The organism is Lacisediminimonas sp. (assembly GCF_030645335.1).
Lineage (GTDB): Bacteria > Pseudomonadota > Gammaproteobacteria > Burkholderiales > Burkholderiaceae_D > Lacisediminimonas.
This window is the reverse complement of the sequence record NZ_JAUSNH010000083.1, coordinates 1-11,503: the sequence shown is the minus strand read 5'-3', so window position 1 is coordinate 11,503 and position 11,503 is coordinate 1. Positions and strand designations below refer to the sequence as shown.

The following is an 11,503-nucleotide window of genomic DNA, read 5'->3' as shown; positions in this document are numbered from 1 at the left end:
CCTGATCACTTTGGAATTCGGACGAGTCGTGCGGCGACTCAGGAAAGACGCTGGGCTTTCACAGGTCGAACTGGGCCGGCAGGCGGGCCTACAAGGCAATTACATCTCTTCCCTTGAACTGGGCGAGAAGCAACCGACCATCACGAGCATTTTCAAAATTGCGAATGCACTCAAAATGAAACCCGGGAATCTCATCACACTTGTTGACGAGGCTATCGCTGGTCAGGAATTGGTATCGCCTGATGCCAATTGAAATTGTTCGATTGACTCCTTGCTTGCCACAATGCGCGCCAGTTTGCACACCAAGCATTATCATAGATGCCTGCTTGCAATTTTCACAATGTTGTGTTATAAACACTCCTAGGTCGGCACATCTCCGGAGTAAAGCCGGAGGTCGCATTTGGAGGATTCCTTGTGGAACGGAGCCCTGAGCGAACGAAGTTCCACGCGTTATAACCATCTTCATCAATCCGGCTTGACCGCCCGGGCCTGCACTCGCAGGTAATCCAGCCTCGGAGTTGCCCCACACAATGGGCACATAACGTTGCGCTGGGGGGCATCATGCCGACTAAACCTATACGTTTGCCTGTGGCGGGACATGTCACGGACAAGTCACGTTCTTCCACCTTTCCCAACCCACGGCTCAACACCAGAAAAGGCAAGGCCGTGATTGCGCACGCGTGCAAGAACGGATTTTCACTTGCGCTCGCTCTCGTTCCCACCCCGCTCGCTGGATTTCAGCGGGCTGCGGCACTTAGTCCGGTGGCAGCCACCAAAAAAACTGACAACCAGTTGCGGCAAGCTGCCAGCAAGCGAAAAGAAGAAGAACGCAAGCGCGAGGTAGAACTCGGATACGCCGAGGCGACCGTCTGGATTAAAAATTCCGAGGAAGTGCGCACTACGTTGAGGTTGATCGGAAAGCTGTTTCGACACGACCGGCTCGCCGCGTGGACCGATGTTTTGGGGCAACTTCCGGAAGCGATGAAGATTACGACGGCGGCTGTCGCGCGTTATTCAGCCGACCTGGAAGCAGCGACCGCCGCCAACTGCGCCGTGACTCATAAACTGGCTGAGCAAGAACGCGCTGGCGCAGAGCTGGCAGCCGCTCATCAGAATACGCAAAAAGAAAAATCTCAGCTAACCGAGGAATTGACGATATTGAAGGCGGCGATGGCGGCGTCTCTGAGCCGAATTTGCGAACTGGAGACGACTAACGTCACATTGACACGAAGGGTGAGTTCGTTAAACAAAAGGGTAGAAATCCTGGCCCGCAGGCGGAGCCAACTCCTGGTTTCCCTGGCTGGTGCTGTGATGTTGAACGTGGCAGGAATGCTAACGTATATCGCCTCATTTTTCCCGTAACGAGTGTGCTCTTTCATGTTCGGTAAACTCGTTCGGATTTTTCATTTGCTTTTTGAGACTCTGGTGCAGCCCGAAGGCCTTGCCTGCATGATGGTCCGCTGGGTTTAATCCTTGATGTGGCTATCGCTCCTGAGCAAAAAGTCGACCTTCGAGTGGCGGGTCCGTCGGCATATGGACCGACTGCTTGTGGCCTATTCTGTTGAAAAAGTCATTTGGCAACCATTTATTTCAGGTCGTTCTGCTGCTGTTTCTGTAAAGTTAAATTAAAGAGTGAGCTTGATTTATTCTTCTTTGATTTCTTATGCTGGAGCTGGTTGCCTATTCAGACCACAATTTTTATAAAGCCATTGGGCCATGCGCCGCAGATTCTGTACGGTAGCCACCAATAAAAATTCATCATGGGTACCGCTGGACCCGCGCAGTCCCAACTGGCGCAGCTTCAGTTCCCCCTTAAGATGGGCAAATTGTTGAGAATCGCTTAAAACTGACCCAGAGTTCACTCCATGACCGGCTCACAGTCCACCTTTTGTTGGTACATTTGAGGGTACTTATTAAAAAATTAAAGTAGAAACCCTTTATTTACGCCAGTTGAGGCTGGAATTCGATCCCGGATTCGTCTTGCGGCCTCGAAGAGAGAGAGTGACATGGGGGTGGGCATTCTGCTATGCAGGGACGTTACACAGGTATCGTTGTGGGTATCGACATAGGCATAGGAAGGCTATTTTCATGACCGCTGCCGGTTTGTTTTTTTCATGTAAATCATGGCGGATTGCTCATTAAATAGGCACTTCTTCACTGCTTGCCAGAGGGCGAGTTATCCACAACCTCCGAATATCGCCCGAGATGTAAACATGAACTGGCTTTGGACCTACCCCAGCCTTTACCGCTGTAAACTGGCCTTTCCAGGTTTTGGCCGCCAGCTTCGATCTCACTCCCCTGCCGCCCCGAGCGCACTTATCAGAGTGATTTAGCCCGCGGCCCCCGTTGCGACCCACCCGCTCTCTTGTCTAGCCCTTTTTCCGCCTTGAATGCAACTGAGCGCTTCGACCGAGCTTTGACCTTGACCGCATACTCAGCCTTGACCGACGCCGGCGCCAGCCCCCCGCCTGCAGAGCCGATCCGGCGAGTGCCATAAGTCTCCTTTGTGACATCGATCCGGTGCCCCAGCGCCGCAGATATATCTGCATCGGAGAGGCCGGAGTTTTTCATATCTGACGCCAGGGCGTGTCGGAAGCAATAGCTGGTGATGTCCCTGCCTTTTCGTTCGGGGTATCGATGGAGTGGCCACTCCCGCTTGCCCGCCGCCCGCAACGAGCTGGTGAACGCGGTTTTGCTGGCAATTTTGGCTATTACCGTCTCGCCCGCGGCCTGGACTTCGGCGATCAGCTGCTGCACCAGGCTCGCGGGATGCGTCAGGGGCCATCTGAGCCGGCGCCACCCTTGGCCGGCGTGATCGGTCGTTTTTGCGCCGACAATATGGGCAATCAGATGCTCGCCCTCGATGCTCAGCCGCACACCCTCCTTTGCACCTTCCGCCAGCAGCTCTTCCGGCCGGCAGCCGGTGACCGCCGTCGTCAGTCCCGCCAACCTGTCCTTTACCAATCGCCTGACCACCCTTTCCCGCCAATCGCTCGGCAAGCCCCGAATGTCCTGCAGTTTACTTTTCTTCGGGATGCGACCAGCACGCGGCAGCGATGGCGCGGCACGAATGACTTTCAGGACGGGCACCCACTGGGCGATGCCCTGCACTTGCGTCCGCCACTCGGACCATCTGGAATCGGTGCCTGGTACGCCGTGAAGCGAGCGCTGCAGCTTGTCTTGGTTTGCGAGCAGTCGTTCAATTAAATCCCGGACCCCAAAGACCAGGGCTGCTCGCCGCACGCGCCAGGTGCTGATCTTTCTTGTATCCGCCGCCGCCGTCAAAAATGCCTCGGCGCTTCGCGCAACGCTAAAAATCTTCTGTGCTGCACGCCGATAGCTTTCTTTCGTTTTCATGCATGCCTTACTTTTTGGCAATGTCAGCATAAATGCCTTTGCATCCAGAATGACTTTCTCTGCGTTGTCCATGGCACGGGCCCGAGGTGAATAAATATCCAATTACTATGCCGACTCCTCGGACCGCACTTGACCCAAACGAGACTGCCAGCCGCAGTTTTTTGCATCTGAACGTCAAAATATGCAAAAAAAAAGCCTCTGCCGCACATACGCCAACTTGTTTTGTTGTGTGCCTTTCAACCCCATCCCTTCGCGTCGTCAACCGGCTTTGCGCCCCTCGCCGGGGCGGCGGCTTGGCGACCCCGACAGCCTCATGCAACAACCAAGTCGTTCGCAATCGAGTGCTTCGAAGCCGGTCGTAATTCGATCCCGAAGGCTGTTCGGCATCGCCACACCCTGTCGGCCGCGCAGGTCTGCACGCAATACTTTTTCGACGCCGAACCTTTTCGCGGCCGCATTGCTTATATCCTTTGTGGCGTGGCTTTCATTTCCGCGTGCTGTGCACCCGAAAATTCACCAACACCTGCCGTTATCTGTAGCAGGAGCAGCGCTACAGATAACGGCTACGGCAAAAGCGTTTCGATGCCGATTCAAAGGCGTTTCGGGATCGTGATGTGTCGGCTTCGTGCCGGCCTCGTGCTCGTTGGTGCCGGCTTCGTGCTTCGGCCATTCGCGCGGCGGGGCGTTTATCAGATCACCACCTGCCCAGATAATGGTGCGGGTCCCGAGGTGTTTCGGCTTAACCCGGCGCTCTCGCTTTAACAACTGCAGCGCCTGAACGACAATGTGCTCTTCCATGTCCAGGCCGAGCCCAATCTGACTGACATCCAGATCCAGGCATGCTCCGAGATAAGTCAAGATCAATTCCTCGGCGCTTCCTTTATTTGGGGGACTCACTTCCGGTACCGAGACGGCTCCACAAAGTTGCCAATCAACAAATTGCTTGATGGCACTTGCCCTGATCTGCTTTCGTTAGCGAATGAAGTCGGTTAATCGCCAGAGCTTTTGAGCCGGCTGGTAAAGGTCTTGTGATGTGCCTCCAAGGTGTCGTGCGCAATCTGGACATACAGCTTGTCGGGCCAAGTTGGGTTTTTTCCACCGATAGCATGAGACGATCGGATCCGGACAGCCTTTGCATGAAGGAGGAATGCGGCCTGCTCGGTTAAGATCTTTTGGTGCCATTGCCGCGCAATCGTCTTCCCTGAACTTTAAACCGTGTCTGTCGTACCACCCTTCCCTCATTCGTCTTCATGTGGAACCCGGGGATTCCCTGCACCCGAACGAAACCCAGTCCGTTTTTCAGAACCAGTCCACTAGGGCATTTTTCCAGAATTGGGAGACGATGTTGTCGACCGCCTCCCGGTCGGCGCAGGATTGGCGTCGCAGCGTTGCATCGAACTGCAGCCTGTGTGCGGTAAGCGGCGTCTCGGTGAGGTGGTACAGGTCATACATCCGCGAGTACACGCCCGCTCGCGCAAGGACCGGCGGTCGCTGCAACGCCGCCATTCGAGAATGTCTTGAATGCAGAAAATCACGCCGGTCTCTAAAGTAGTTTTCCGGCGACGCGCCGAACCTCAATGGGTAACCGCGCCAAAAAGATATGCGCAAGTGGGTTCTCATCCGCAAAAAATATCACATTGCACGGGTCCTGTTCCTCCATATGCGATGAAAAGGTGATTTTTTCGAATTAACTGCAACTTTTCGTCAGAAACCGATATAACTCGACTGCTTTTTTAAAGGTTGATAGATTTTGGATACTATTGATTGCTATGGAATCATTACTTCAAGCTCCTTTGATACAGGATGTATTAATATAAGGTGTCCCGAAACGCTTTTGTCTTCTCGAAAAGTGTATGTCATTTCATTTCTATCAATATCAATATGTCGCACCTCCATACCGATCTCCATTCGCACCGTACGTTGTTGTTTGCTATCTAGCAATATTATTCTGTCGACGATTCGGCTAAGTGCATATCGTAATTTTTCTTTGATTTGTCCGTCATCGACGTCGGCCCCGTCGAAGAGCGCGACAATGTGGTCATGCGGATTGCTGTTGTTTATCCCGGAGAATTGTCGCATTTCAACAATTTTTATTTCTTCTTGCAGTCGCTTCACCTCTCCTGCAGCAGATGTCCGTGTGTCCTCAACTTCACGCAATCGACTGTGTACAACAGACAAATCAAGACCGCTCTCCAGGGCATCTATTAGGCGAGCTGAACGCTCACTCATACTTTTCAGTTTAGCTTCAGCTTCAGCTAATTGTTCTTGCAATATTTTTTTATCGGTGCTGTTTATTTGCATATGCGGAAGAATATCGGCCGACAAGATCCCCAAGATAACCAGTTCAAGCGGTTCGTATTTCCAAGAGCTTGCCCCACATGATCCGCTGCATCTAAGTCTGTGATGTACGTCGTTCGTTGATGCCCCTTTTCGCCGCATTGTAGCGCCACAGGCTCCGCAAAAAACAATTCCAGTAAAGATCGTTCCAAGCGATGTTCCACGGGGCCCTTTAGGGATTCGAGCCTCCTTTCGTAGCCGCTGGGCATCATAAAACTGTGGTCGGTGGATTATTGATGGATAGTAGTCATCTATCGGCTCGCCATCGTCGAGGCGGATCTCGGGCCGATCGAGATCGACCGATCTAGGTTGATAAATTCCTATAACAGCCTGATTTTGGAGAATTCGCCTAACGCTTGTTTCGCTCCAAGTCGCTATGCGGCCGATTGGACAAACAAGTTCTTTTTTCAGCACTGTAACGATGGCGCGTTGCCCAAGTCCTTCATTTGTCGCCAGGTCGAAAATTTTTCGGACTACTTCAGCTTTCTCTTCAATGATCTCAAACGCTCCATTTACAATACGCAACCAAGACGGAGTCATCCGAGTTATTGGCTTACCTTCACGAGCATCCTTTTGCTTTTTGCGCTTCCACGCGGACCTTACGCGATCTCCCTTAATCTTGCTTTCCTGATGTGCCCGAAACATCGTAATGATGCTGATAAATAAGGACGATGGGTCATTCTGTAAACTCTCGTTGGTGTACTCACATTTATCTACCAAAGTTACTACAGTAATGCCACGCTCAACGATCGACTGAAGCAAATGTAAAGCAGCAAGCGGTGGCTGCCTGCTAAGCCTGTCCAGATTCTCAACGAGTAGGAAAGAGCCTGCGGGAACCCGACCATCATCAATTGCAGCGATAAATGCACCGAGGCCGCCATCCGTCGAATTTTTTCCCCGATATGCGGAAGTTCCAAGATCGCTAATATCGAGGCTTTCATCCAGCATTATTCCGCGCGCATCGGCCCAGAGTGAACTTTGTTCACGCTGCCGGCGAAAACTATCGCCCTTCTTTTGTTCAACACTCGAAAAACGAATATAGGAATAAGCGGCTGCCATATTTTCACCTTTACAATTTTTATCTGGTGTATTGTCGCATACGATTACCATCGTCGGACTGCCCGAAGCTGAAGTCAAAGAGGCGCGCGACCGGGTGCGGGCTGCGCTGCTGAACGCCGGTTTCGAGTTCCCTAACCGGCGCATCACGGTCAACCTGGCGCCCGCCGACCTGCCCAAGGAATCCGGACGCTTCGACCTGCCAATGGCGATCGGCATCCTGATGGCCTCCGGGCAAATACCCGCCACCGACCTGGACCGCTACGAATTTGCCGGCGAATTGTCGCTGTCGGGCGAGCTGCGGCCGATACGCGGCGCACTGGCAATGACCTTTGCCATGCACAAGGATGGCGCTGCTTGCGCCTTCATCCTGCCGGCAGTCAATGCGGCCGAAGCATCGTTGGTGCGCGATGCGCTGATTTATCCGGCCCGTTCCCTGATCGAGGTCGCCGCGCATTTCTCGGCCCGCGACGACAGTGCGCGACTGGTGCGTCACGTCACCGATGTGCCGGCCGGCCAGGCCTTGCGGCTCGACCTGGCCGAGGTGAAAGGGCAGGCGCGGGCCAAGCGGGCCCTGGAAATAGCGGCTGCGGGCGGCCATAGCTTGCTGATGATCGGACCACCAGGCAGCGGCAAATCAATGCTTGCCGCGCGCCTGCCCGGCATCCTGCCGCCGATGACCGACGAAGAAGCGCTGGAGTCCGCCGCGGTGCAGTCGCTGACCAGCGGCTTCCAGGTCGAGCGCTGGCGGCTGCGGCCCTACCGCGCGCCGCACCACACGGCATCGGCTGTTGCGCTGGTTGGCGGCGGCAGTCCGCCGCGCCCAGGCGAAATCTCGCTGGCCCATCGCGGCTTGTTGTTCCTGGATGAGCTTCCCGAGTTCGACCGGCGCGTGCTGGAGGTGTTGCGCGAGCCGCTGGAGTCCGGCCGGATCACGATCTCGCGCGCCGCCCGCCAGGCGGACTTCCCGGCCCGCTTCCAGTTGGTGGCGGCAATGAACCCTTGTCCCTGCGGCTACCTCGGTCATCCCGTTGTGCGTTGCCGATGTTCGGCCGAAGCCGTCAGCCGCTATCAGTCCCGGCTGTCCGGTCCGCTGCTCGACCGCATCGATTTGCAGCTTGAAGTAGGCGCGATCACGCAGACTGAACTGCGCAATGCCGGCAGCGGCGAATCGTCGCTGACGATTGCCGCGCGCGTGGCGGCAGCGCATGCGCTGCAACTGTCCAGGCAGGGCAGGGCGAATTCGGAATTGCCGCCTGCGGGAATCGAGCAGTTTTGCAGCACCACGCCAGAAGCGGAAAAACTGCTGCGCGATGCGATGGCGCGCTTTGCATGGTCGGCCCGCGCGGCACACCGGGTACTGAAGCTGGCGCGCACGATTGCCGACCTCGCGGGGGACGCAATGATCGCACCGGCTTGCGTGGCAGAGGCGATCCAGTACCGGCGCGCGCTGCGCCTGCGCGACTGACTGCATGCCCGATGCCGGCGCCGCCAGGCAAGGCGTCTGCGGCGGAGTGCCCATGAAAAAGGGCGGCAACGCCGCCCTTCTCCTTCCGTGCAATTACCCAACTTGCCCAACGCTTGCTGCGCTGTTTGTCCGACCTCTTACTCGACCTGTACGGCGCCGGCAACGCCTGCACCAGTCACCGCTACCTGACCGGAGTTGGTCACCGTGATTGGCGCGCCAACCAGCGGCGTGATCTCGTCGCCAGCACGCATCGTCAGGTTCGATACGGTAGCCCGCATGTCAAACAGGCCAGCCACATTCTTCAGGCCGCCCAGCGTGGTAGCGGTAGCGCCGGTGGCCGCTGCCAGTGCACGGGTGACAGCAGTCTCCAGGTCAAACACCAGCATGTTGCTGGTAGGGTCGCCAAGCACCGGATCGAGCCTGACCAGGCCTGCGGCATTGTCCAGCGTAATGTTGATTGCCGCACCGGTCGCGGGCTTGTAATAGATATAGGCTTTCGCACCCGTCGCATCGGCCACGCTGAACCCGCCGGCTGGACTGGCACTTACGGTGAGCTTGTCGAGCATCACCTGGAATTGCTCGTCTTCACCAACCGGTGCGGATGCCACGCGCTCCTTCATTTCGATGGCAAGGCGGCCGGTTGCGCTCTGGCCAGCGGTCGTTTCCATGCCGACCGGCGAAATGCGCAGGCCAAACTGGATCAAGGGCGCGTTGGTACCCTTGGTGAACGGTCCGGCGCCTTCGGGAATCGTTGCGAACTGTTCGCTGGTGATGATCGTGTTGCTGAACATCAGCTGGTTTCCGGTGAGGCGCAGAAATCCGGACAGCACGGTCTGGTCGAGAACGGGGGTCGTATCGGTGCCCGCTGGTGTACTCGTGCCGCCGCTGGACGTAGCCGGTGCATCATCGCTGCCACCGCAGGCCGCGAGCATCAATGACAAGGCAACCGGGGCTGCTACTGTCAGCAGTAAATTTTTGCGTTTGAACATGTTGGGTTTCCTCTCTCAAATTTAATAGACAAGATTGCGTCGACAAGAGGAACCGAATGTCGGGCGCCAGCATCTGCAAACATGCGTGCTCCCAACCCTCCACAGACAGCTTGCAGGCGTGCTGCCAATGCATGTCCATGATGTTTGCCACGATCCTGAACGAGGGTCACTGCGCGATCTGCAGATGCCCTCAGTCAGGACCGACGACACATCGGTCACTCCATCAACAGGGCTTGCTTGTTGATGTGAAACCACTCTACGGGCGCAGCACATGGGCAATCTTGTTGCCTATCAATTGCGAAAACGAAGTCCTGCCCGGCGAGCAAGAATCTGAAGGGAAACTTGCGGGAAAACAAACGCGCTTTCCAATGGAGAAACGCATTCGTGCGCACAAGAAATTTTTCCATTGCGCGATTGAAATTTCTCTTGGGAGAAAGACTTTGCCGCAGGAAATCCTGCATTGCGTTGCGACGATTCTTATTAAGTCAAAAGCCTTGGCGCTTTAACTTTGCACAACTGACTCTCCGGAAAATTCTTTGATGATGTTGATGATCAGTGGATCAGCGCGCTTGGACGTTCGATGTTCCAGCGCGCCGCGCATCGCATGAATTTACGTGGGAGGTTTGCTTGAAGAAAACAACACTATTGAAGCCGCTGGCGGCACTCGCCCTGTCCGCATCCCTGCTTGCCTGCGGCGGTAGCGGCAGCGACACCCCAGCTTCGGCCAATAGCACGGCGCAAGCAGGATCCAATGCGGCGCCATTGACGTCGACCTCGGCGCCAAGCACCGTGACGCAGGGCATCGACTACTACGGCGACTCGACTGTCTGGGGATTCGCAAGCGGCACCGCCGGTACCCAGGTGAGCCGTCCGCCACCGGTCATCTTTGCCGCACAATTACCGGCGTCAGCCCGCTATGTCGTGCGCAACGAAGGCGTCAGCCGCACCACCGCGTGCCAGTTGTTGCAGGGCACGGATGGCGTGCATCCGGACTGGCAGGCACAGATGCGCAATTCAGCGGCGAAGTTCGTCATCATCAATCATGCAATCAATGACCAGCGACAGGACATCGGTGAATCGGTAGCGGCATACAAGGTGTGCCTGCTCGCCCTTTCCCAAATCGCCAGACAGCTGGGCAAGCATGTCATTTTCGAGACGCCGAATCCGACCGACCAGAGCGGCGCCGGACTTGATCAGTACGTGACGGCAATGCGGGAGGTGGCAGCCAGCGAGCGACTGAGCCTGATCGACCAGTATGCGTACCTGCTGGCCCGACTCAACGGTGCCGACGTCAGGACATTGATGCCGGATGGCACGCATCCGAGCGACAGCACTTATGAATTGAAGGCACTGTTCGCGGCTGCCGAATTCCTCAAGCTGTCGTATTGATGCCGCAACGCACAGGCATAGCGCAAGGCAAGATACGATCATGATCAAGTCGCTGGAAGGTGGGCGCGGACTGGCGGCATTGATCGTCGCCCTGTATCACCTCAAGATCGGCACCGCCGACTGGTCGGTGCTGCGCAACGGCTATCTGTTCGTCGATCTGTTTTTCGTGTTGAGCGGCTTTGTGATTTGTGCAGCCTATGCCGGCAGGATGGCCAACGGCGACGATTTCCGCGCCTTCCTGATCCGTCGCACTGGCCGCCTGTTGCCGCTGCTATTGTTTTCGACACTGTTCTTCATCCTGGTGCAGAACGGCATCGTGCTGGCAAAACGCATTGCGGCAGCCGCTGGCTATGGCGCCGCGCTGGCGTCACCGGGCGCGCTCGACTTTGTGACGCCGGATCCGGCACAACTGCTGGCAGTGGCTACCTTCACGCACGGCATGGGACTGTTCCACGACCTGATCCTGAATACACCAAGCTGGAGTATCAGCACCGAATTCTTCACTTACCTGCTGTTCGCCGCGATTTGCCTGTTCGCAAAAGGCCGGGCCAGGCTGCTTGTTTTTGCGTTCTTGTCAATGGCCGCCTTGGCAATCTCGGTCTGGGCATCCGTCACGATCCATCAATGCCTGGTCAAGGGCGGTTGCCTGTCGCTGACCTATGACTTCGGCTTTCCCCGCACGGTTTTCTCTTTTTTCCTGGGCACCCTGTGCTGGCATTTTTCGCGGATCTGGAATACTGACGGCACCCTTTTCACGATCGCCGGTTCGGTACTGCTGCTGGCGCTGCTGACGCTGGTGGACGGCCGGCCCGTGCTGGCGTTCGCGTTTCCTTTCGCATTCGCCCTGCTGATCCTGGGGGTGAGCAGGGACCAGGGCTGGCTGGCCGCCGTACTGAAAACCCGGCCG

Annotated in this window: 11 protein-coding genes; 6 read left to right on the top strand and 5 right to left on the bottom strand. The window is 56.2% G+C overall.

The window, feature by feature from the left end; translation table 11 throughout:
- Both Q7T64_RS05970 and Q7T64_RS05965 read left to right on the top strand, forming a co-directional pair.
- Nucleotides 1-253: helix-turn-helix domain-containing protein (locus Q7T64_RS05970; RefSeq protein ID WP_370653262.1), on the top strand; the 253-nt coding region annotated here is incomplete at its 5' end.
- Between the two features lie 308 nt (nucleotides 254-561).
- A complete protein-coding gene (locus Q7T64_RS05965; protein ID WP_304792760.1) occupies nucleotides 562-1,362 on the top strand; it encodes a hypothetical protein in 801 nt (266 codons plus the stop codon).
- Between the two features lie 957 nt (nucleotides 1,363-2,319).
- Here Q7T64_RS05965 and Q7T64_RS05955 read toward each other — a convergent pair.
- The 4 genes from Q7T64_RS05955 to Q7T64_RS05940 all read right to left on the bottom strand — a co-directional run bounded on the left by Q7T64_RS05955 (nucleotide 2,320) and on the right by Q7T64_RS05940 (nucleotide 6,804).
- Nucleotides 2,320-3,429: a hypothetical protein gene (locus tag Q7T64_RS05955; protein ID WP_304792756.1), complete on the bottom strand. Its 1,110-nt coding sequence runs from the start codon at nucleotides 3,427-3,429 to the stop codon at nucleotides 2,320-2,322.
- A gap of 441 nt (nucleotides 3,430-3,870) precedes the next feature.
- On the bottom strand, nucleotides 3,871-4,215 hold the full coding sequence (locus Q7T64_RS05950; RefSeq protein ID WP_304792753.1) for a hypothetical protein: 345 nt from the start codon (nucleotides 4,213-4,215) through the stop codon (nucleotides 3,871-3,873).
- A gap of 441 nt (nucleotides 4,216-4,656) precedes the next feature.
- Nucleotides 4,657-4,863, bottom strand: coding sequence for a hypothetical protein (locus Q7T64_RS05945; protein WP_304792750.1), 207 nt, complete (start codon nucleotides 4,861-4,863; stop codon nucleotides 4,657-4,659).
- A gap of 261 nt (nucleotides 4,864-5,124) precedes the next feature.
- A complete protein-coding gene (locus Q7T64_RS05940; protein WP_304792747.1) occupies nucleotides 5,125-6,804 on the bottom strand; it encodes a recombinase family protein in 1,680 nt (559 codons plus the stop codon).
- Here Q7T64_RS05940 and Q7T64_RS05935 point away from each other — a divergent pair.
- Nucleotides 6,785-8,218, top strand: a complete 1,434-nt coding sequence (locus tag Q7T64_RS05935) for a YifB family Mg chelatase-like AAA ATPase (protein WP_304792744.1) — start codon at nucleotides 6,785-6,787, stop codon at nucleotides 8,216-8,218. The genes Q7T64_RS05940 and Q7T64_RS05935 overlap by 20 nt on opposite strands.
- Before the next feature lie 137 nt (nucleotides 8,219-8,355).
- Here Q7T64_RS05935 and Q7T64_RS05930 read toward each other — a convergent pair whose 3' ends face one another.
- A complete protein-coding gene (locus Q7T64_RS05930; protein WP_304792741.1) occupies nucleotides 8,356-9,207 on the bottom strand; it encodes a hypothetical protein in 852 nt (283 codons plus the stop codon).
- A gap of 245 nt (nucleotides 9,208-9,452) precedes the next feature.
- Between Q7T64_RS05930 and Q7T64_RS05925 the strand changes: the two genes are divergently transcribed.
- The 3 genes from Q7T64_RS05925 to Q7T64_RS05915 form a co-directional block, all read left to right on the top strand.
- Nucleotides 9,453-9,713: a hypothetical protein gene (locus Q7T64_RS05925; RefSeq protein ID WP_304792738.1), complete on the top strand. Its 261-nt coding sequence runs from the start codon at nucleotides 9,453-9,455 to the stop codon at nucleotides 9,711-9,713.
- A 121-nt stretch (nucleotides 9,714-9,834) separates the two neighbouring features.
- Nucleotides 9,835-10,596: an SGNH/GDSL hydrolase family protein gene (locus tag Q7T64_RS05920; protein WP_304792734.1), complete on the top strand. Its 762-nt coding sequence runs from the start codon at nucleotides 9,835-9,837 to the stop codon at nucleotides 10,594-10,596.
- A 40-nt stretch (nucleotides 10,597-10,636) separates the two neighbouring features.
- Nucleotides 10,637-11,503, top strand: an 867-nt coding sequence (locus tag Q7T64_RS05915) for an acyltransferase (protein WP_304792731.1), incomplete at its 3' end; no start/stop codon positions are given.